At 42.7% G+C, this 22,096-nt stretch carries 20 protein-coding genes; 8 read left to right on the top strand and 12 right to left on the bottom strand.

What is annotated here, in order from left to right; all coding sequences use genetic code 11:
* Positions 1–27 precede the first annotated feature (27 nt).
* Complete coding sequence (locus V5804_RS12855) at positions 28–1,131, top strand: efflux RND transporter periplasmic adaptor subunit (RefSeq protein ID WP_369591798.1); 1,104 nt, start codon at positions 28–30, stop codon at positions 1,129–1,131.
* A 192-nt stretch (positions 1,132–1,323) separates the two neighbouring features.
* The gene (locus V5804_RS12860) at positions 1,324–4,746 is read left to right on the top strand and encodes an efflux RND transporter permease subunit (protein WP_369591799.1); all 3,423 of its coding nucleotides are present in this window, start codon (positions 1,324–1,326) and stop codon (positions 4,744–4,746) included.
* Positions 4,747–5,095: 349 nt separating this feature from the next.
* Here the strand turns inward: V5804_RS12860 and V5804_RS12865 are convergent, their stop codons facing one another.
* Both V5804_RS12865 and V5804_RS12870 read right to left on the bottom strand, forming a co-directional pair.
* Positions 5,096–5,389, bottom strand: a complete 294-nt coding sequence (locus V5804_RS12865) for a GIY-YIG nuclease family protein (RefSeq protein WP_369591800.1) — start codon at positions 5,387–5,389, stop codon at positions 5,096–5,098.
* A 604-nt stretch (positions 5,390–5,993) separates the two neighbouring features.
* Positions 5,994–8,171 carry a catalase gene (locus V5804_RS12870; RefSeq protein ID WP_369591801.1) on the bottom strand — a complete coding sequence of 726 codons (2,178 nt, stop codon included), beginning with the start codon at positions 8,169–8,171 and terminating at the stop codon, positions 5,994–5,996.
* Positions 8,172–8,468: 297 nt separating this feature from the next.
* Here V5804_RS12870 and V5804_RS12875 point away from each other — a divergent pair, with 297 nt between their 5' ends.
* On the top strand, positions 8,469–8,936 hold the full coding sequence (locus tag V5804_RS12875) for a PA2169 family four-helix-bundle protein (RefSeq protein WP_369591802.1): 468 nt from the start codon (positions 8,469–8,471) through the stop codon (positions 8,934–8,936).
* A gap of 100 nt (positions 8,937–9,036) precedes the next feature.
* On the opposite strand, the gene V5804_RS12880 is transcribed toward V5804_RS12875, so the two are convergent.
* Positions 9,037–9,474, bottom strand: coding sequence for a nucleoside deaminase (locus tag V5804_RS12880; RefSeq protein ID WP_369591803.1), 438 nt, complete (start codon positions 9,472–9,474; stop codon positions 9,037–9,039).
* 271 nt (positions 9,475–9,745) lie between these two features.
* Between V5804_RS12880 and V5804_RS12885 the strand changes: the two genes are divergently transcribed.
* The 3 genes from V5804_RS12885 to V5804_RS12895 all read left to right on the top strand — a co-directional run bounded on the left by V5804_RS12885 (position 9,746) and on the right by V5804_RS12895 (position 12,441).
* Positions 9,746–9,940, top strand: a complete 195-nt coding sequence (locus tag V5804_RS12885; protein ID WP_369591804.1) for a hypothetical protein — start codon at positions 9,746–9,748, stop codon at positions 9,938–9,940.
* A gap of 241 nt (positions 9,941–10,181) precedes the next feature.
* On the top strand, positions 10,182–11,138 hold the full coding sequence (locus V5804_RS12890) for a TIGR01777 family oxidoreductase (protein ID WP_369591805.1): 957 nt from the start codon (positions 10,182–10,184) through the stop codon (positions 11,136–11,138).
* Positions 11,131–12,441, top strand: coding sequence for a deoxyribodipyrimidine photo-lyase (locus V5804_RS12895; protein WP_369591806.1), 1,311 nt, complete (start codon positions 11,131–11,133; stop codon positions 12,439–12,441). Before V5804_RS12890 ends, V5804_RS12895 begins: the two co-directional genes overlap by 8 nt.
* A 170-nt stretch (positions 12,442–12,611) precedes the next feature.
* On the opposite strand, the gene V5804_RS12900 is transcribed toward V5804_RS12895, so the two are convergent.
* The 4 genes from V5804_RS12900 to ggt form a co-directional block, all read right to left on the bottom strand.
* Positions 12,612–12,743: a hypothetical protein gene (locus V5804_RS12900; protein ID WP_369591807.1), complete on the bottom strand. Its 132-nt coding sequence runs from the start codon at positions 12,741–12,743 to the stop codon at positions 12,612–12,614.
* 106 nt (positions 12,744–12,849) lie between these two features.
* Positions 12,850–13,809, bottom strand: coding sequence for an FKBP-type peptidyl-prolyl cis-trans isomerase (locus tag V5804_RS12905; protein ID WP_369591808.1), 960 nt, complete (start codon positions 13,807–13,809; stop codon positions 12,850–12,852).
* A gap of 18 nt (positions 13,810–13,827) precedes the next feature.
* Positions 13,828–14,361, bottom strand: a complete 534-nt coding sequence (locus tag V5804_RS12910) for an FKBP-type peptidyl-prolyl cis-trans isomerase (protein WP_369591809.1) — start codon at positions 14,359–14,361, stop codon at positions 13,828–13,830.
* 78 nt (positions 14,362–14,439) lie between these two features.
* Positions 14,440–16,161: a gamma-glutamyltransferase gene (ggt, locus tag V5804_RS12915; protein ID WP_369591810.1), complete on the bottom strand. Its 1,722-nt coding sequence runs from the start codon at positions 16,159–16,161 to the stop codon at positions 14,440–14,442.
* Between the two features lie 175 nt (positions 16,162–16,336).
* Here ggt and V5804_RS12920 point away from each other — a divergent pair, with 175 nt between their 5' ends.
* Positions 16,337–16,831, top strand: a complete 495-nt coding sequence (locus V5804_RS12920) for a hypothetical protein (protein ID WP_369591811.1) — start codon at positions 16,337–16,339, stop codon at positions 16,829–16,831.
* An 85-nt stretch (positions 16,832–16,916) separates the two neighbouring features.
* Here V5804_RS12920 and V5804_RS12925 read toward each other — a convergent pair whose 3' ends face one another.
* From V5804_RS12925 to V5804_RS12945, 5 genes are all read right to left on the bottom strand, one after another.
* Complete coding sequence (locus V5804_RS12925; RefSeq protein ID WP_369591812.1) at positions 16,917–18,773, bottom strand: CocE/NonD family hydrolase; 1,857 nt, start codon at positions 18,771–18,773, stop codon at positions 16,917–16,919.
* A gap of 96 nt (positions 18,774–18,869) precedes the next feature.
* Positions 18,870–19,280, bottom strand: a complete 411-nt coding sequence (locus V5804_RS12930) for a type II toxin-antitoxin system VapC family toxin (protein WP_369591813.1) — start codon at positions 19,278–19,280, stop codon at positions 18,870–18,872.
* The gene (locus tag V5804_RS12935; RefSeq protein ID WP_369591814.1) at positions 19,262–19,594 is read right to left on the bottom strand and encodes a hypothetical protein; all 333 of its coding nucleotides are present in this window, start codon (positions 19,592–19,594) and stop codon (positions 19,262–19,264) included. Before V5804_RS12935 ends, V5804_RS12930 begins: the two co-directional genes overlap by 19 nt.
* A 113-nt stretch (positions 19,595–19,707) precedes the next feature.
* Positions 19,708–20,898 (bottom strand): phosphoglycerate kinase, encoded by a 1,191-nt coding sequence (pgk, locus tag V5804_RS12940; protein WP_369591815.1) that lies wholly within the window; start codon positions 20,896–20,898, stop codon positions 19,708–19,710.
* Positions 20,899–21,002: 104 nt separating this feature from the next.
* The gene (locus tag V5804_RS12945; RefSeq protein ID WP_369591816.1) at positions 21,003–21,437 is read right to left on the bottom strand and encodes a GNAT family N-acetyltransferase; all 435 of its coding nucleotides are present in this window, start codon (positions 21,435–21,437) and stop codon (positions 21,003–21,005) included.
* A 225-nt stretch (positions 21,438–21,662) separates the two neighbouring features.
* On the opposite strand from V5804_RS12945, the gene V5804_RS12950 reads away from it, so the two are divergent.
* A complete protein-coding gene (locus V5804_RS12950; RefSeq protein ID WP_369591817.1) occupies positions 21,663–22,025 on the top strand; it encodes a hypothetical protein in 363 nt (120 codons plus the stop codon).
* The last annotated feature ends 71 nt before the right edge of the window (positions 22,026–22,096 follow it).

The raw sequence follows: 22,096 nt of genomic DNA on the forward strand, positions 1-22,096 counted from the left end.
TACTTAGATATACAATTATACCATACCATGAAAAAAATACTTTACATAGCCGCCATGCTGTTTTTAGCAGCATGTTCTAATAAGCCAAAAGATAAAAAAACAGAACTGGCCGACCTGCAAAAACAACAGGCAGAAATAAATTCAAAAATTACAAAACTGCAAACCGAAGTTGGCGGTACAGATTCTACCAAATCCGCAGAGGTAAGTACGGTTGAGGTTAAACCGGGCCATTTTACCAACTACGTACAGATACAAGGTAAAATTGATGCGCAGGATAATGTTACGGCTTATCCGCAAGCGCCAGGAACAATAATCGCTATTAATGTGCGGGTTGGCCAGCATGTATCCAGAGGGCAGGTGTTGGCACAGTTGGACAACAGTGTTTTAAAACAGCAAATTGCCCAGGCACAAGCGCAGGTATCTCTTTTGAATACTTTATTTCAGCGCCAAAAAAACCTTTGGGACCAGAAAATCGGTACTGAAGTACAGTTTTTACAAGCGCAAACCAATTTGCAAAGTGCCCAAAAACAAGTGGCAGCATTAAACGAGCAATCAAGATTGTACCGCATTACTTCCCCAATCAGCGGAACGATTGACCAGATGGATTTGAAACTGGGCCAGGTTGCACAGCCCGGTACAACCGGCATCCGTATTGTTAATGCCGATAATTTAAAAGTTAAGGCAGATGTGCCTGAATCGTATTCTGCAAGTGTTGGAACGGGCAACAATGTAAAAATTGTAGTGCCGGATGCCAACGATTCGCTGGTAACCAAAGTAACTTTTGCGGCCAAAGCTATTGACCCGACTTCGCGCAGTTTTGCAGTCGAGATCAAATTGCCTGCACGCAAAACGCTTCGCCCAAACATGACTGCGATTTTAAAAATTGCCGATTATTCTAAATCCAATGCCATTACAGTCCCGATCAAAGCCATCCAAAAATCAGAAGACGGCGATTATGTGTTTGTAAACAACAGCGGAACGGCCAAACGCAAAACCGTGAAAGTTGGCGCTACTTACGGCGGCCAGTCTGAAATAATATCAGGCCTGAATGCCGGCGACCAGTTGATTACAGCAGGCGCAGAAGACATAGAAGATGGCGATAAAATCAAAGTTTTGAACGCTGCCAATTAGAGCCTGTTTAAACTTTTACCATTAAAATTTACAATGCTTCTTTTATGCCAGTAAATTCTGTTTTTAAATGCTGCACCGATACAAAAAAGTATAATAAACTCAATGATTTTTATGTGCTAAAAGAAGCATAGAAATAAACTGAATAAAACTTAAACAGGCTCTTAATATATTTTACCACTTGATCTGTTAATTATGAAAGATCTCAAAAAAGAATTTGCGCCCTCAAGCTGGGCCATTGACAACAAAACGGCTATTTACGTGCTCATCTTTTTGATCACGGTTTTAGGGCTGATCAGTTATAACAATTTACCGAAAGAAAACTTCCCGGATATTGCGCAATCAAAAGTATTTGTTACCACCACGTTTGCCGGCCAATCGCCGCAAAACATCGAGAACCTGGTAACGAGGCAAATTGAAAAACAATTAAAATCCTTGAAAGGGCTGAAAAAAGTTACGTCCAACTCGGTTCAAAACGTATCAATTATCACCGCGGAATTTCAGGCGAACATCAAGATCAAAGATGCTAAAATTGATGTAAAAGATGCGGTGGACAAAGCCAAACAGGATTTGCCGCAGAATGACGACAACCTAAAAGAATCTGTTATATCAGATATCAACGTTGCGGATTTGCCTATTTTATACATCAACATTTCTGGCGATTATGATTTGAAACGCTTAAAGGAATATGCCGATCTTTTGAAAGATGAAATAGAAGGCTACAAGGAAATTTCAAAAGTTGACGAAGTAGGCGCCTTGACACCCGAAATCCAGGTGAATGTTGACTTGAACAAGATGGCCGCGGCACAGGTTAGTTTTGGCGATATCATCCAGGCAATCGGTTCAGAAAATATTTTAACCACCGCAGGCACTGTAAAAACAGATGGTGTGCGCCGCAGCATAGACATCAAACAGGATTTTAAAAATGCGGCCGAAGTAGCTGACATGGCCATCAGGAACCCAAAAGGCCAAACCGTTTATCTACGCGACATTGCCGAAATAAAAGATTCATTTTTAGAGCAAGAAAGTTATGCCCGTTTGAAAACGAACGATAACCCGAAGTTTAAAAACGTAATTACTTTAAATGTAAGCAAAAGAGCGGGAGAAAATTTAATCCAGGCATCGGACAAGATCAACGCGTTAATCAAGCTAAAAGAAAAAACTGTTTTCCCGAAAGGCTTAAATATTACCGTAACCGGCGATCAATCCGACAAAACCCGTACAACCCTTAATGATTTGATCAACACCATCATTATTGGTTTTATATTGGTTACCCTTATCCTGATGTTTTTTATGGGAACAACCAACGCTATTTTTGTTGCGTTATCGGTGCCATTATCCTGCTTCATTGCGTTTTTAGTAATGCCGGCAATCGGGTTTACGCTAAACATGATCGTGCTGTTTTCGTTCCTGCTTGCTTTAGGTATTGTTGTGGATGATGCCATTGTGGTGATCGAAAACACACACCGTATTTTTGACAACGGAAAAGTACCGATAAAAGAAGCAGCGAAAATAGCGGCAGGCGAAGTTTTCTTGCCGGTTTTTTCAGGAACAATGACTACACTGGCACCTTTTATTCCCTTAGCTTTCTGGAATAGTTTGATAGGCCATTTTATGTTCTTTTTGCCTATTACTTTAATCATCACTTTGCTGGCTTCTTTGGTGGTGGCTTATATCATGAACCCTGTTTTTGCGGTTGATTTTATGAAACCGCATATCGAAGGCGAACACGATCATCCTACATTTGATAAAAGCGTTAGGCGCACGCTTATTTACTTGGCCATAGCTACTGCAGTTGGCTATTTTATCAATTTTGGTTTTGGTAATTTTATGGTTGTGATGATTGTTTTATACCTGTTCAACCACTTCTTTTTGTTAAAAGTGATAGACCGGTTCCAAAACAATGTTTGGCCGCGTTTCCAGGCCTGGTATGCCAAATGGTTGGAACGTGCTGTGCGTAGGCCAGTAACCGTTTTATTAGGAACGTTTGGTTTATTTGTACTGGCTATTGTGCTCATGGTGGTGTTAGGCAAAACACCGGTATTTTTCCCGTCGGGCGATCCTAATTTTGCTTACGTTTACATCACCATGCCCATTGGTACAGATCAGGCTACTACAAATGAAGTTACCAAAAAGCTGGAGCAGCGTGTGGCACAGGTAGTTGAGCCTGATAAAAACATCGTTTCATCTATCATTTCCAACGTTACCAAAGGCGTAACCGACCCAACGGATGAAGACCAGGGCGATTATGAAAACAAAGGTAAAATAACCGTTGCCTTTGTGGAGTACGGCAAGCGCAACGGCAAGGACACCAAACAGGTTTTAACAAACATCCGCAACGCTGTACAAGGTATTCCGGGCGTTAAAATTGCCGTGGCACAGGAAAACAGTGGACCGCCTGTTCAAAAAGATATCAGTATCGAAATTATTGGCGATAACCTGGACACCTTGGTCAAAACCAGTAACCATTTAAAAAACTTTATTGCAAAACAAAACATCGCGGGTATTGAAAACCTAACTGCCGATGTGCAAAATGACAAGCCTGAAATTGTGTTTGATATTGACCGCGAAAGGGCAAACCGGGAAGGTTTAAACACAGCACAAATCAGCCAGGCATTAGGTACGGCCGTGTTTGGGGCAAAAGCAGGCGATTTCAGGAATACCAAAGAAGATGACTACCAAATCAAAGTGCGGGCATTGCAAAACCAGCGCGGCAATATTGACGAAATACGCAATATGAAAATCACTTACCGCGATATGGGTTCGGGCGGTATCATCCGGCAGGTGCCTATTTCCGCTTTTACAAATGTCCGTTACACTGATACGTACAGCAATATTAAACGCAAGCAGCAACGCAGGGTATTAACTTTGGGTTCAAGTGTGATCAAACCTTATAATGCCAACGAAGTAAACGCCAATATTTTAAAAGCAATTGACAACTTTAAAAAACCTGACGACGTGATCATCCGACAGGGCGGCGGCCAGGAAGACCAAATGGAAGCCGTTACCTTTTTGGGCGGTGCTTTGGCCACTTCCTTTGGTTTGATCCTGATCATCCTGATGATCCAGTTTAATTCTATTGGCAAAACCTTGATCATCATTAGCGAAATTTTCTTTAGTATCATTGGTGTATTGCTTGGGGTAAGTATTTTCGGGATGACGATGGCAATTGTAATGACCGGTATCGGGATTATTGCACTGGCAGGCGTGGTGGTACGGAACGGAATTTTGCTGGTCGAGTTTACCGATATGCTGATAGAGCAAGGCACCAGTGTACACGATGCCGTGGTAGAAGCCGGCCATACCCGGATGACACCGGTATTGCTGACTGCTACTGCCGCTATCTTAGGTTTGATACCTTTGGCCGTAGGTTTAAATATTGACTTTGTTGGTTTGTTTACCCATTTCCAGCCGCATATTTACTTCGGTGGCGATAATGTGGCTTTCTGGGGACCGTTGGCTTGGACGATGATCTTCGGATTGGGTTTTGCAACCATCATCACCCTGATCCTAGTTCCTTGTATGTACCTCATCCGCGTAAATTTGAAGAACAGGTTGTTTGGTAAAAAAGAAAAGATTAAAGTTAAAGAACAGGAACTGGAAGCCTTGGAAGCGTAAATAACGGATGCTTCTTTTACCATATAAAAACCCGCGTTACTAAATGGTAACGCGGTTTTTTTTGGTTTTTGTCATGCCGAACTTGTTTCGGCATCCCACTATAAAGGTTACGACCTTGAAAGGGAAATCTTGAAACAAATTCAGGATGACTAATTAGTTCGGTTATCGAATACTTCTTTTATCACACAAAAACCCACGTTAATTAATTAAGACATGATTTTTTTTGTCATGCCGAACTTGTTTCGGCATCCCACAAGAAAGGTTACGACCTTGGAAGAGGGATCCTGAAACAAGTTCAGGATGACAAAAACCTTTTAGGGTTATATAGTGGTTAGCCTAATAAAATACGTCAGGTCTTAATTTCATCCTTTAAATCTCTCATTGTTGGATTTACAGATTCGATCAAAGCTATTTTCCATGGACGGTGCCAATTCTTCAGTTGTTTTTCCCGATCAATTGCATCTAAAATAAAGGGGAAGTATTCATAATAAATTAAATCAAAACAACGGTATTTTTTGGTAAAAACAGAACCTTCGCCATTACTATGCTGCCAAACCCTTGCTTCCAAATCACTGGTTACACCGATGTAAAAAGTAGTTCGGTATTGGTTAGACATAATATAAACATGGCCTTGTTTGTTCATAAAGCTAATTTAGTAATTATAGTACTTATTTACTTGTCATCCTGAACTTGTTTCAGGATCCCTCCTGATATTCTAAAAACTACCCTTTCTTGTGGGATGCCGAAACAAGTTCGGCATGACGAAAACATAAATACACCAACTTTTAGGTGGTAAAAGAAGTATTGTCATCCTGAATTTATTTCAGGATCCCTCTTCTAAGTCAAAACCTTTCTTGTGGGATGCCGAAAAAATTTCGGCATGACAAAAACATAAACACACCAACTTTTAAGTGGTAAAAGAAGCATTGCCTTTAGTCATCCTGAACTTGTTTCAAGATCCCTCCTGATATTCTAAAAACTACCTTTCTTGTGGGATGCCGAAACATGTTCGGCATGACAAAAACCTAAATACTCTGATTTTTGGGCGATAAAAGAAGCATTGGCGTTAGTCATCCTGAACTCGTTTCAGGATCCCTCTTCCAATTTGTAACCTTTCTGATGAGATACCGAAAAAATTTCGGCATGACAAATCTCAGCGAATACTTCTTTTACCAACAAAAAATCCGCGTTGCCATAACAGCCACGCGGATTTTATACCGATAAAAACAGTATCTCAACTTATCAGTTTAAGCCGGAAATTTCTCTTCCGGTTTTTCCCGTTCCCAGAAACGGTGCTTGCTAATGGCATCAATAAATGTAGCAGGCGGTTGGTTAAACACCAAGCCTTTGCTTACCAACCTTGATTCATCAGGCGTGCCGGACAATACTTTTTTGCCGAGGTAAGAACCTTTCAACAGTTCGATGGCTTCTTTGTCGGCCGCAATGGGTTTGCAATGGCGGTAGGCTTCGTCCACAAAATGAAAAGCATCCCCTTCTTTTTCCAAAGCTGCAATGCTGTCTTTTCCACCGGGAATATAAACTGCATCAAACAAAACAGAAGCAGCAACCAGAAAACTTTCGTCCACATGGATTGCATTGCCTTTGCTGTCTTTGATTGTGCCCAATTTTGGGGCAATGATTTTCACCGTCGCGCCTGCTGCTTTTAAGGCAGATTTCATCGTATTTAAAGCATCGCCATCTACGCCGTTGGCCGCTAAAACAGCTATTTGGCGTGTTTTGATGCTTTTGCTGACCACTTTGGCCATGCTTAAAGCTTCCGACTTTTTGATAGACGATTTGCCTTTTACAGATTCTGATTGTGCCGGGTCTGCATCTGCACCATGGCTAAAATTCATCGGCGATTCCGGCTTTGAAGGAACGGCCATCCCCAAACCTTCGGCCACTTTACTTACCAAAGTTGCATCAATCTGTGATAACAAACCCAGCATGCGCATCCGGATTTCTTCCAGCTTTACTTTGCCCAGTTCAAAACGCAAAGCATCAATAATATGGTTTTGCTCTACTTCAGACATGCTGTTGAAAAACAAAGTGGCCTGGCTGAAATGGTCGCGAAAACTATCACTGCGTGCACGGATTTTTTTGGCATCAATGCGTTCCTGGTAAGAAGTAAAACCGCCTTCGGAAATTTTTGCCTGTTTAGGGTAACCATCCGCAATTTTATTTGGTTCATAAGCTGTACGCCCGCTGTTGATCACCTGGCGCATATGCCCGTCGCGCTGGTTGTTTACAACCGGTGCGATAGAACGGTTGATCGGGATTTCATGAAAATTGGGGCTGCCTAAACGCGTTAATTGGGTATCGGTATAAGAGAACAAACGGCCTTGCAGCAGCGGGTCGTTGGTGAAATCCATCCCGGGGACAATGTGGCCCAGGTGAAAAGCAACCTGCTCTGTTTCGGCAAAATAACTGTCAGGGTTTCGGTTCAATACCATTTTGCCGATGCGTTGTACCGGAACCAATTCTTCGGGCACAATTTTGGTCGAATCTAAAATATCAAAATCAAATTTGTGCTCGTCTTCTTCAGAGATCAACTGCACGCCCAGCTCCCATTCCGGGAAATCCCCGTTTTCTATTGCTTCCCACAAATCCTGGCGGTGGAAGTCGGGGTTTTTGCCCGAAATTTTCTGTGCTTCGTCCCAGGCAACAGAAAACACGCCTTGCAAAGGTTTCCAATGAAATTTTACAAACGTTGCTTTGCCCTCTTCATTGATCAAACGGAAAGTATGCACACCAAAACCTTCCATCATCCGCAAACTGCGCGGAATGGCACGGTCGCTCAACAGCCACATCAGCATGTGCATAGACTCGGGCATCAGCGAAATAAAATCATAAAAAGTATCATGCGCAGAGGAAGCCTGCGGGATTTCATTGTGCGGCTCGGGTTTTACGGCATGGATCAGATCCGGAAAGTTGATGGCGTCCTGGATAAAAAACACAGGCATATTGTTTCCCACAAAATCATAAATGCCTTCTTCGGTATAAAATTTAACGGCAAAACCGCGTACATCGCGGGCTAAATCCGTGGAGCCGCGCGAACCGCCAACGGTAGAAAAACGGGCGAAAATGGGTGTTTGGCGTGACGAATCAGTTAAAAAAGCGGCTTTGGTGTATTGCGCCATCGAGTTTTCATACGCCTGAAAATAGCCATGCGCACCGGCTCCCCGGGCGTGCACTACTCTTTCCGGAATGCGTTCGTGGTCAAAATGGGTGATCTTTTCCCGAAGGATAAAATCTTCTAAAAGTGTGGGGCCGCGCTCACCTGCTTTCAGGGAGTTGTGGTCGTCGTTTACTTTTAAGCCCTGATTGGTTGTCAAAAACTTGCCGTCGGCATAAGAAGTATCCTGCTCCAAATCCTGCAATTTTTTGTTGGTTTCTTTTCTGTTTTGCTGATTTTTATTTTCCATTTGATTGCTATACGATTATTTTTTCGGCACTTGTAAATGATTTGATAGATTGAGTACTGCTTTTATTGACCTGATTTCAGTAATAAACTGACTGTTTTAAGATTTGGTTTTACCTTATCAAGAAGAGCAAGAAATCCTTTTTTGTTTGTACAAAAGCATTATTGTTACTTAAGTTTGATTTCTGCTTAACACCCTGATTTTATGCCGGTAAAAGAAGCATCACATACAAATCATGTTCTCCAAATTTTTTCAAAACTTTACTTTTAAAATCTTGTTACCAATAAAAACTTTAAAACTATGGCAGCTACAAAATCAGCAGAAAACCAAATATCTGCTTTAAATGACTTGATCAAAATTAACAACGACCGCGTGGTAGGTTATCAAAAAGGTTTGGAAGGCACACAAGATGCCGATTTGAAATCCCTGTTTTCCGGCTACATCGCCCAAAGCCAAAAAAACGCAACAGAGTTGGAAGCATTGGTTACCTCTTTGGGAGGCACGCCAACAGATGCCACTACAACAGCAGGCAAGTTTTACCATGCCTGGATGGATGTTAAATCTACTTTTACCGGAAAAGACCGCCACTCTATTTTGGCAGATTGCGAATATGGCGAAGACGTAGCCAAAAAAGCTTATAAAGAAGCTTTGGCAGATACCGATATTACCTGGGACTCTAATATCAGCAGCACCATCAATAGCCAAAACCAAGGCATTTTATCGGCACACAACGAAGTAAAAGCATTGCGCGACGCGGCAAAAAGCTAATGCTTCTTTTACCGGCAAAAAAAGCTTCATTTTTTTAATGAGGCTTTTTTTGTGCTTTGTTGTTTGCAAAATTTAGGCAGATAAAAGAAGCATCTGCTGATCAAACCCCGATATCTTCGTTCCAAAGTTCCGGGCTTTTTTCGATAAAAGTTTGCATCAACTGGTAGCAGGCTGCATCATCGGCAACAACCACTTCCACCCCGCGCGAACGCAGCAGTTCTTCTTCGCCCATGAACGTTTTGTTTTCGCCGATGATGACTTTTGGAATGCCGTACAGCAAAATAGTGCCAGAACACATGGGGCAGGGCGAAAGCGTGGTGTACAGTTCGCACTCGCGGTAAACGGCTGCGGGCAAGCGGCCTGCATTTTCTAAAGCATCCATTTCTCCGTGCAATATTGCGCTGCCTTTTTGTACCCGGCGATTGTGGCCGCGGCCAATAATTTTGCCTTGGTGCACCAGCACAGAACCAATCGGGATGCCGCCTTCGGCAAAACCGGCCGCAGCTTCGGCATAAGCGGCTTCTAAAAATTCTTTCATATAAATATTAAGGGCTTGTTTATATTTTGTTAAACTTATTTTCAATGCTTCTTTTACCACCTAAAAATCATTGTCTTTTTGTGGTTTTTGTTTTAGTAAGGTACACGTGCACACCAAATTTATAGGCATAAAAGAAGCATTGTAAAATTTTATGCCATAATTTAAACAGGAGCTAAATAATGGCCTGTTTAAAAATATTTTTTAAAATGTTGAACATATTGAAGTAGATGTTTCTATATTTATGCTAAACTAAAAACTAATAATTAAAACTATGAAAATCTCAGCTCTTAAAGCAATGATGATGGCCGGTGCAATGATGGTTGCCACTTGTTTAACTGTAAATGCCGCTCCTGTAAAAGGAACTCCTTCCATGTCTCAGGACACCATGAAAAAAAGCAAAATGAAACATCATGGCAAAATGGGCAAAATGAAAAAAATGAAAAAAGACACTACCATGAAAATGTAGTTCTTCGTTTTAAGTTTAAAAACAAAAAAGAGGGCTGGTTTAATTACCTGCCCTCTTTTTTTAGGTGCTAAAAGAAGCATTTCTCTGTCATCCTGAACTTGTTTCAGGATCCCTCAGGATAAATACTAAAGTTAATTGCCTGTGGGATGCCGAAACAAGTTCGGCATGACAAAAACTTAGAAATCTGCGTTACAATAGTAATATAGGTTTTTGTGTGCTAAAAGAAGCATTGGTTTAAAAAATGAAAGTTCCATTTCCGGCAAACTTAAACCTGCAAAAAAAGTTAATCAGCCCAATGGGCAAGCACATTTTAATTACCGGCGGAACCGGGCTGGTTGGCAAACACCTGACCAGCCTTTTACTCGAAAAAGGCTATACCGTAAGCCATTTAAGCCGAAAAACAGGCAACAACCCAAAAGTGAAAACCTTTTTGTGGGATGTGGCCAAAGGCAGCATTGATGCCGATTGTATTATCGGTGTTGATTTGATCGTCCATTTGGCAGGCGCGGGCGTAGCCGATAAACGCTGGACGGACGGGCGGAAACGGGAAATCATCAGCAGCCGGACTAAATCTATCGCACTGATTTACAATTTATTAAAACAGCATCCGCACCAAATAAAAAAAGTGGTTTCTGCTTCGGCAACCGGATTTTACGGTGATTGCGGAAATGAATTGGTAACCGAAACTTCAGTTCCGGCAAAAGATTTTTTAGGCCAGTGTTGTGTAGCTTGGGAAAAAGCCGTGGACGAAGGTGCAGCTTTAGGCTTAGAAATCCTGAAATTAAGGACCGGCGTAGTTTTGACCGATGAAGGCGGTGCTTTAAAACAATTGGCTTTGCCCATCAAATTTGGTTTCGGCACGATACTCGGTTCGGGCAAACAATGGGTTCCGTGGATCCATTTGCAAGACGCCATTGACTTATACGTTTTTGGAATCGAAAAAGAGCTGACCGGTGTTTACAATATGGTTGCGCCAAACCCGGCAACTAATGCCAAGCTAACTATCACTGTGGCAAAACAATTAAACAGGCCATTATGGCTGCCCAAAGTACCTGCTTTTGCCTTAAAATTAGCCCTGGGCGAAATGAGCGCTGTAGTTTTGGCCAGCACAAAAGTTTCGGCAGCAAAAACAGAACAAGCCGGTTTTGTATTTAAATATCCAACGATAAAAGAAGCTATCCGCGAAATTTATGCCTGATAAAAAAAGCATTAACCTGTTTTGGTTCCGCAGAGATTTAAGGCTAGCCGATAACGCCGGTTTTTACCATGCGCTCAAAAGTGGCAAACCGGTTTTGCCGATGTTCATTTTTGATACCGAGATTTTGGACAAGCTGGAAGACAAAGACGATGCGCGCGTAACGTTTATCCACCAGTCGCTTGTAAACATGAACGAGGAATTGAAGCGGCTGGGCAGTTCGATGCTCATCAAAAATACCTCGCCAAAAGAAGCATTTGATGAAATTTTGGATGAATATAACATTGATACTGTTTTTACCAACCACGATTACGAACCTTATGCCAAAGAGCGCGATACCGAAATTGCCCAAATTTTAGCGGCTAAAGGAAGCAAATTTTGTACGTATAAAGACCAGGTTATTTTTGACCGGGACGAAGTGATGAAACCGGATGGCAGCCCGTACACTGTTTTTACACCTTATTCTCGCAAATGGAAAGAAAAGCTGAACGGTTTTTACCTGAAGCCTTATCCGGTAGAAAAATACCTGCAAAACCTGTATCAAACCCAACTTCCTTTTCCTGCATTAAAAGATATTGGTTTTGAAGCCAGTTCGATCCAAGTCCCAAAAAATGAATACAAATCCATCATTGCCGATTATGCCAAAACGCGCGATTTTCCGGGATTGGCAGGCACTTCACGGATCAGCGTACATTTGCGCTTTGGCACGGTCAGCATCCGCGAACTGGCAACCGAAGCCAATAAACAGATAGAAAAAACCTGGCTGAATGAATTGATTTGGCGGGATTTTTATGCGATGATCATCTGGCATTTCCCGCAAACTGCCAATCATGCTTACAAGCCTGAATTTGATAAAATCCAATGGCGCAACAACGAGCAGGAGTTTGAAGCCTGGTGCAAAGGCGAAACCGGCTACCCGATTGTGGATGCCGGGATGCGACAATTGCAAGCGTTAGGCTGGATGCACAACCGTGTGCGCATGGTTACGGCCAGCTTTTTATGCAAACATTTATTGATTGACTGGCGTTGGGGCGAACATTATTTTGGGCGAAAACTGCTGGATTATGACTTGGCCAGCAATGTGGGCGGCTGGCAATGGGCAGCAGGGACCGGTGCCGATGCATCTCCGTTTTTTAGGATTTTTAGCCCGGAAGCACAAACCAAACGCTTCGACCCAAAATTTGAATACATTAAAAAATGGGTGCCCGAATATTTAGACCCGGAAAAATACCCGGCACCAATTGTTGACCATAAAGAAGCTCGGGAACGGTGTTTGGCAGCGTTTAAAAAAGCTTTGAACGGATAAAGTTTATGGCAATGCTTCTTTTATCACCTAAATTAGGTTTTTGTCATGCCGAACTTGTTTCGGCATCTCACAAGCAAAGTTTTGACTTAGAAGAGGGATTCTGAAACAAGTTCAGAATGACAAACCAATGCTTCTTTTACCCCCTAAAAATCATTGTGTTCATGTTTTTGTCATGCCGAACTTGTTTCGGCATCCCACAAGAAAGGTTTTGACTTAGAAGAGGGATCCTGAAAAAATTTCAGGATGACTAATGCAATGCTTCTTTTACCACCTAAAATTTGGTGTGTTTCTGTTTTTGTCATGCCGAACTTGTTTCGGCATCCCACAAGAAAGGCTAAAACCTTGGAAGAGGGATCCTGAAATAAATTCAGGATGACTAACGGCAATGCTTCTTTTATCGCCTTAAAATTAGTTAGTTACTGCCGTTACGTTCACATCAAAATCCATGATAGAATTTGGCGGAACGTTATAAGTTCTGGTATTTGGGGTAGCCGATTGCGGCGTAGGGCCATAAGCCAGGCCGGAAGGGACGAGCAAACGGATCTTTCCGCCCGAATTTAAAAATTGCAGGCCTTCCTGCCAGCCAGAAATATAAGACGAAAGGGGCGCGGCAGCTAAACTCTGCGTTTCTATCGCAGACTGGCTCAACAACAAACGTTTGGTATAAGTAAGTGTTACGGTTGAAGAAATGTAGATTTGGTCTTTGCCGGAACCGGGGTCAACGATTTTATAATACAAACCGGAAGGCGTTTTTTGGAACCCTGTCAGGTTGTTTTTTTTGATGTAGTTTCTGATTTGTATGGTATCATAAGCCAACTGACTATCCACGTTATAAAGGTAAACGGTATAGTCCAAAGATTCATTTCCCGGGATTTTAACCCGCAAATCCGGAAACGTATAACCGGATAAACCATAAGCCTGACCGGAAGGGATAAGCATACGGATAATGCCGTTGCGCTTTTGCAGGTATTTTTTAATCCCAAACTGCAAACCAACAGGCAGCGGGAAACCTGCGGTGGTTGGAGAAAATGTAGTTGTGTTATAGTAACGGTAATTAAACTGGTTGAGGCCGGCGTAATTGCTAACGCGGTTTAAAACGGTATCGGCCGAAACAACTTTTCCATCCAAAGTTTTAATAGAAAAAGAGTAAAAAATCATGTCCGAATCGGTTATCGGGTTTCCAGTATCGCCGGGCTTGATAATTTGATAGTAAATGCCGCTATCACCTTTGGCCATATTTAAACCATTGGCAGAAATATAGCTTTGTATGGAATTGTTGTCAACAGTTTGGATCGTGTCGTATTCTTTTTTACAAGAAAACATGGCTAAAACAAGTACGGATAAAAAGGCGAAAGCAAGTTGCTTCATTATAAGTAATTTTTAATTTTAATTGGTAACGTTATATAATGTAATATCAAAATCGAGACAGGAATTGGCCGGAATAAACGGGTTTTGGTGATCGTACATACCATAAGCATAACGCGAAGGCACAAAAAGCCGTATCCTGCCGTTTTTTTTGATCAACGGAATACCTACCTGCCAGCCACGGATCACACTTCCCAAAGTATAAGACGGGTGGAAAATGCTTGGTTTAGTCAGCGTATCTTTTGCGCCTAATATTTTTGCCGAAGCACCAAGCGTAACCAAGGTTGATTGTGTGTACAAACTGGCCACATTGCCCGAATCCAAAACCTGATAATAAACGCCAACCGTATCGCCTACTTTTTTTATCGGTATATTGTTGGCGATGAGGTAAGCCCTGATTTTATTACTGTCTATACCGATTTGCGCAAAATATGCCGTCCTGTCTATAGCCGCTTTTTTACATGCCGAAAGGGCAAGCATCAACGCGAAAACAACATACAACTTCTTCATGTGCAAAAACAGCGTAAAATGCAAATTTATCGTTTTAATCTGCAAAAACCGCGGCTTAACATATTTTAACAGATGCTGGTGCTGGTGATACTGTTTTTATCGGCATAAAAACAGTATCACAAATTACCAGCCCAGCTTGGTATCGTCGCCCCTCGGGTCGGCACCGCCTTCGTAATAGCCCCATTTCGTTTTCAGGATCGCATCCACGCGGCCAATCGGGCCATCAACTATAATCTTATAGCCTTTGCGTTCCAATTTTTGGATGGTGGCACTGTCCAAAGCATCTTTTTCTGCCTTTACATCATCGGGCAGCCATTGGTGATGGAAACGTTTGGAAGCCACGGCGCGCTGCATACTTTGGTCAAATTCAACCACATCTAAAATCGTTTGGAAAACAGAAGTAATAATGGTAGAACCGCCCGGCGTGCCAACCACCATAAACAATTTGCCGCCTTTTTCTAAGATCGTTGGCGTCATGGAAGACAACATCCGTTTGCCCGGTTGGATCGAATTGGCCTTCCCTCCTATCAAGCCAAACATATTGGGCACGCCGGGCTTGGCACTGAAATCGTCCATTTCGTTGTTCAGCAAAAAACCCGCGCCTTTTACCACGATGCCCGAACCGAAAGAACCGTTTAAAGTAGTGGTGATGGAAACCGCATTTCCCTCTTTATCCACCACAACCAAATGCGTGGTCTGGTCGCTTTCGTAGCCCACAAATGTTCCGGGTTGTATCGCACTGCTTGGCGTGGCCTGGTTCCAGTTAAAGCTTTTCATCCGGGCATCGGTGTATTTAGGTTGAAGCAGACTATCCACCGGAACTTTATAAAAATCAGGATCGCCGAGGTATTTAGAACGGTCGGCATACACACGGCGCTCGGCTTCCACCATCACCTGCACCGTCGAATCCTGGTTGAAACCCCAGCGTTTCAGCGGAAAAGGCTCTACCGAACGCAGCAGTTGCAGCAACGCAATCCCGCCGCTGGAAGGCGGCGGCATCGTGATGATTTTATAATCTTTATAATTTCCGGTGATCGCTTTCCGCCAAACCGAATGGTAATTTTTCAGATCGGTTTTGGTGATGAGGCCGTTCCCGCTTTTCATTTCGGCCACCAGCTCGTCAGCTATTTTGCCGTCGTAAAAACCGGCGCGGCCTTTATCGCGGATCAGTTCCAGCGTGGCGCCCAAATCTTGCTGCACCATTTTATCGCCCGCTTTCCAGCCGCCTTCTTTTAAATAATAATTTTTTCCGGGATTGAGTTTGCGGAAGTTGTCCTGCATCAAGTTTAAGTTTGATGCCAATTTTTCTGTCAGCACAAAGCCGTTTTCCGCCAGATCAATTGCCGACTGAACCAACTCCGCCCATTTTAATTTACCGTATTTCCGGTGTGCTTCCGCCATGCCATCCACCGAACCAGGAACGCCCGAAGCCTGGTGTGTGTGCAAACTTTTATCGGCAATCACATTTCCCGCCGAATCCAAATACATGTTGGCACTGGCCGCGGCAGGAGCTTTTTCGCGGTAATCCAATGTATTGGTTTCGCCTTTGCCCGACCGGTAAACCATAAAACCGCCGCCGCCAATGTTGCCTGCTGTTGGGTGCGTTACAGCCAAAGCAAATTGGATAGCAATGGCCGCATCAACCGCGTTGCCGCCTTTTTTCAGCACGGCCAAACCTGCTTTTGCCGCATCCGGATAAGCGCAAACCACCATGCCGTTTCGGTATTCCTGGCCATTATTGTTGCCCAACTGCCCTTTTGCACAGCCTGAAGACAAAAACACAACGGCATTGATCACCAGGAAAAGCCTGATGCTTCTTTTAGCAGGTATTTTTTTGATGCGCATAACTCTTCTAATTTTTGCTAAAAATAACCTATTTCCTGCATAAAAATCAGCCAACCGATTGCTGTTGCTATTTTTAAAGTTGAATTATATTTTGAAAATACCGTTTTGGTATTGCTAAAATTTTCATTTTTGCAGAAAGCCGGGTAGTACAACCGGGCCGAATAAATCAATTTGCATGAAAAAAATTTGTCTCAGTTTGTTGTTCATATCTGCCGTTTTATTTTGCAGCAAAACGGCCAGCGCACAATCTTATCAAACGGCTGCCGGTTTGCGTTTTAGTTACGAAAGCGGCGTTTCCATCAAGTACTTTACCGACCCGACAACGGCTTTGGAAGGCGTTTTGGGTTTCCGCACCAAAGGCGTGGTGTTTACGGGTTTAATTGAGAAACACCAACCGGCTTTTAACGTAGCCGAACTAAAGTTTTATTATGGTTTTGGTGGGCACGTTGGCGGCGTGGGCAGCGGCGGTTACCGCGTTTACAACGGTGATTACAAAGTTTACAACAATTCTTCGTTGCTTTTAGGTGCCGATGGCGTAATCGGTTTAGAATATGTAATCCCCGATTCGCCGATTGCGGTTAGTGTTGACCTTGACCCACGCATCGAAATTTTCCGCGGGCCAATTTTTAATTTAACGCCAAGTGTGGGCATCAAATATGCTTTTAAATAAAATTTTGGTTGATAAAAGAAGCATTGTTGGGATTTATCTAATGCTTCTTTTACCGGCATAAATTCATTGGCCAAAATCCCTTTGGCTACATCACCCGCACCTTTAAAAAACTCGGCTGCTCTTTTGAAGTGTAAACCCTCATGGTTGCTTTTTGAAAATCTTTCGGCTCCGCTTGCATAATATTCATAAACTTTTGTGGATTGCGGTCTATCAACGGAAACCAGGTACTTTGCACTTGCACCATAATCCGATGGCCTTTTTTGAAGGTATGCAACACATCCTGCAATTCAAAATTAACCGGCGTAACTTTTCCAGGAATAAAAGGTTCGGGTTTAGAAAAACTATTCCGGTATTTGCCGCGCATGGCTTCGCTGCGCACCATTTGCTCGTAATGTGCAAGCTGCACATTTGGCCCGGTAAAAGAAGTATTCTTGGTAGAATCCGGGTAAACATCAATCACTTTTACCACCCAATCGGCATCGGTTCCGGTAGTGGAAACTTTTAAATTCGCCCAAATATTTCCGGCCAAAGTTAAATCTTCGCTCAAAACATCGGTTTGATAAGTTAAAACATCCGGGCGGGCGGCGGCAAAACGCTGGTCGGCCGTCATGTATTCGCGGTCCATGTCCATCGAAGTGTTGTTAAGAAAAGGGACAGGTTTGTTCGGATCAGAAATATAGCTGTTAAAAGAAGCATTGGTTTTTGGCGGATCGAAAGAAAGTTTTCCGTTGGGCAAGAAATACAGGTTTTTTTCCTGCGCCTCTTTCGACGGCCAGGTTTTGTAAGTTTTCCATTGATTGGCACCTGTTTCAAAAACAGAAACCGGCTGCAAATCCATTGGCGTTCCTTTTAAACAATGACTGAAAAATTTAAACTCGATATTTTCCCGATAAAAAGCTGCCGTTGCCGAGCCAAAACCTACATCGCCCAAATGATCGCCGTTCCCTCTCGCCCAACCACCATGTACCCAGGGGCCCATGGCAAAATAAACCGGCGTTGTTGGATTGTTCTTAACTAAAGTTTTATACGTATTGATGGCCCCGTACAAATCTTCCGCATCGTACCAGCCACCGGTTACCAAAACCGCGGTTTTAATGTTGGTTAAATGCGGCAATACGTTGCGGTCTTTCCAATGCTGGTCGTAATCCGGGTGGTCCAGCATTTCGTTCCACAAACGGATCGTATCCTTATAATACAAAGCGTTCGAGTTTTTCATCGTTTCCATCCGCAGGAAAAAATCGTAGCCGTCTTCCGTTCCGGCGATAAATTCTGTTGCCTGCCGCTGCGTTGGTTTATCGTCCTGCCGGTTGGTAAAACCCGGATAAAAACCAAAGTTGGCCACCAGCATAAAAGCGCCGTTGTGGAAAGCATCATCGCGGTACAAATCAGCAATTGGTGCTTGCGGAGAAGCGGCAACCAAGGCCGGATGACGGCTCAGCAAAGCGGTTGTGGTGTAAAAACCGGGATAAGAAATCCCCCAAACGCCTACTTTTCCGTTGTTGTTCGGGATATTTTTGAGGAGCCAGTCAATTGTGTCGTAAGTATCTGTGCTTTCGTCCACATCGTTTTTGGTGGGATGTGTGTCTTTTTCCGGTGTCATTTCTTCGTAAATCCCTTCGCTCATCCACCGACCGCGCACATCCTGATAAACAAAAATATAACCATCGTGCAAAAACAATGGAGAAGGGCCTAAAGAACGTTTGTATTGATCGGCTCCGTAAGGTGCAACGCTGTACGGCGTTCGGTCCATCATCACCGGATATTTTTTGGACTGATCTTTCGGCACATAAACTGAAGTGAACAGCTTTTTGCCGTCGCGCATCGGGATCTGGTATTCCAACTTCTGGTAGTTGGCTTTTACATAAACAGAATCAGCATTTACTTGCGCAGAAACCTGCCTAAAAAACAGGCATAAAAGAAGCATCGCGGCTATTTTTTTCATAAAACGGATTTATTGTAAAAGCTGCGTTTTATGGATTTGTTCTGATGGAAACAAAGGTGTTACTAAACGCAATTGAAAAAGAGTTCGATGCTTTGGTTATCCTTTTCCAGGGTCAAAAAGTTCCATTCCATCAATAAATTTATAATCTTTCACATTATAAGTGAATAGCGGAATTTGAGTAACTAAAGATGTTGCAGCGATTAAGGCATCAGGCATTGCAAGTCCGTGGCTCAATTTATAATCTTGTAAAAGCCTGATACCAACCTGTGATATTTCATTATTTATGAAAGCAATGGTGTATCGAAGAATACTTTTGTTGATCCTTTCCATATCTTTTTTATTAGTTGCGCCGATAATAAGTTCCATTTTTGTAACTGCTGAAAGAACTACATTTTCTGTTCCAATAAAATTTTCAATCAAATTTTTTGTATTGAAATGCCTTTCACTATTGTTATTTAAATAGTCTATCATTACATCTGTATCACAAATTACCTTGGCCGTTTCCATGCTTCTCTTAACTTTTTAGCATCTAAATTCAGACCGGTAAATACTTCTATCAGTTCAGTAATATCCACACTTGGATCGCCCGCAATCATGGTAACCCCATTAATGGAATATTCTTTCTCGGATTTCTGGTTCGGTGAAACTGATTGACTTATATCAGCATTTTTATCTGCTTGAACGGCAATAGCATCAATTGCTTTTTGCCGTTCTGTGTTTTCTTCGTTGAAAGTTTCAATCTCAAAGTTCATTGTCTTTGATAAATCTTCTAAAACTTTCAAAGTTTTAGGATCCTCATACTTGATAATAACTTCTGGCATAACTACATTTTTTTATGAAGATAAGAAAAAACACCCACCCTAATCGAACAAAAAGGCCTCTGCCAAAATTGGCAAAGGCTTTCGGTACTGTTTTTATGCCGATAAAAACAGCATCAATCATTAATTGCTTTTACGCCCGGCAACTCCTTGCCTTCCATATATTCCAGCAAAGCGCCGCCTCCGGTAGAAACGTAACTTACTTGCGAAGTGAGGTTGAATTTAGAAATTGCCGCTGCCGAATCGCCGCCGCCAATCAAAGAGAAAGCGCCATGGTTGGTTGCTTTTACAATCGCTTCGGCAACGGCTTTGGTGCCTTTGTCAAAATTGTCCATCTCAAAAACGCCCATTGGCCCGTTCCATAAAATGGTTTTGCTTTCTTCAATCACCTTGGAAAACGCTTCCACAGATTCCGGGCCGATGTCCAAACCCATCCATTTATCTTCAATCTGGCCGGTTTTGGCAATTTTGGTGTTCGCATCGTTGGCAAAAGCATCGGCAACCACATTATCAACCGGTAAAAAAAGCTTCACGCCTTTGTCTTTTGCTTTTTGCTGCAAGCTTTTGGCCAGATCCAACTTATCCATTTCTACCAGAGAAGTACCGATATTGCCGCCATCCGCTTTGGCAAAAGTATAGGCCATGCCGCCGCCGATGATCAAATTGTCCACCTTGTCCAGCAAACGCTCAATCAGTTTTATTTTGTCCGAAACTTTGGAGCCGCCCATTATTGCGGTAAACGGCCTTGCCGGGTTGTTCAACACTTTTTCTGCATTTTCCAGTTCCGAAGCCATTAAGTAGCCGAAGTATTTGGCATCCGGGAAAAACTGGGCAATAACCGAAGTGGAAGCATGCGCGCGGTGCGCCGTTCCGAAAGCATCGTTTACATAAACATTGCCCAGGGCAGCCAGTTTTTTGGCAAATTCAACGTCGCCTTTTTCTTCTTCTTTATAAAAACGCAGGTTTTCGAGCAATAAAACTTCGCCTGGCTGCAAAGCTTTTGCTTTGTCGGTTGCTTCCTGGCCAATGCAATCATTGGCAAATTCTACCTGCTGGCCCAATAAATCCGACAAATGCGGAACGATGTGTTTTAACGAAAACTCGTCCGTCGGTCCGTTTTTCGGCCTGCCCAAATGCGACATCAGAATTACCGCGCCGCCATCTTTCAAAATCTTTTTGATGGTTGGCAAAGCGGCCGTGATGCGGTTATCGTCGGTAATATTAAAATCTTTATCCAGCGGGACATTAAAATCTACGCGGACTAAAACTTTTTTGTTGGCAAAATTTGCCTGGTCAATTGTTTTCATGTTGATGGGTTAAGGTTGGAAAAGTACAAAATTGCTGTTAAGTTTAGCTACGCTGATAACAACGCCTTTTTGCCGATGCTGTTTTTATGCCGATAAAAACAGTATCAGCGGATTTTAAGGTACATCACGTAGTGCGGGCCGATGCCGGGAACATCAAACTCATCCGAAATAATTTCAAAACCGATGCCGGTATAAAAGTTTAGCGCAACTTTGCGCGCGTTGCACCACAAGTAATTGATTTGCTGCCCACGAAGGTAAACAATGGCGAAATTAAGCAGTTGGTTGCCTTTTCCTTTTCCCTGAAAAGCCGGAATTGTGGCCATACCGCGCAACTGATAACCTTGGCCAATGTGGCCTTCCACATTTTGTGGATGGAACGAGGCGATGGAAACGAGCAAATTTTCCTCAAAATTCCCCAGATGGAACGCGCCTTCATTTTGGTCGGATGGAAAACGGCATTCGTCCAAAGTTAATTTTCCTTCGCGCAGCACTTCGTTCCTGATGGCCAATACTTCTTTTACCGGTATAAATTTGATCATGTTTTTGGTTGTTTGTGTTGGTTTTTATGCTTGAAATGCTGTTTCTACGCATAAAAAGCCCAAATATAACAGAACGGGGGTTGTTTCTTCGGAACGAAAAAAAGTATTGGCACCACACCAATTTTTAGGTGGTAAAAGAAGCATCCGCCGGTTTTTTGGTTTTGCCGAAACCGCTTTGGCATTTTTATTGGCTATTCCTCAACAGAACAACAAAACGAAAAAGCTATGTTTACCATCACTCCATTACGCGATAAAATCATCAAAATGATCCTGAACAACCCGGTTCCTGACCGCAACACGGATATCATCAACCCTTTTATGATCTGGAGCATTACTTTCTTTTTCGGCAAATACCAATCAGTTTTGGTAAACGAGTTGTACAAAAAAGGCTTGGTTGAGCTGCACGGCGATGTTGAATTGTTTATGCAGGCAAAAAAAATAAGCGACACCAAATATTTGAAAGTTGCGGCTTCCATCACCAAAAAAGGAATGGCTTATTATAAAATCCATATCCAAAAAGAAGCGCCGGTTCAACAGGAATTCCGGTTCAAAGAATTCCCGCAAACCAAATTACGCTTGGTGCTTTAATCGAAAACCAAATACCAATTATAAACCTGAATCGGAGAATAAAGCCTTTTATTTTTTGCAGTGATTCGGAA

The organism is Mucilaginibacter sp. (assembly GCF_041088075.1).
Taxonomy (GTDB): Bacteria; Bacteroidota; Bacteroidia; order Sphingobacteriales; family Sphingobacteriaceae; genus Mucilaginibacter_A.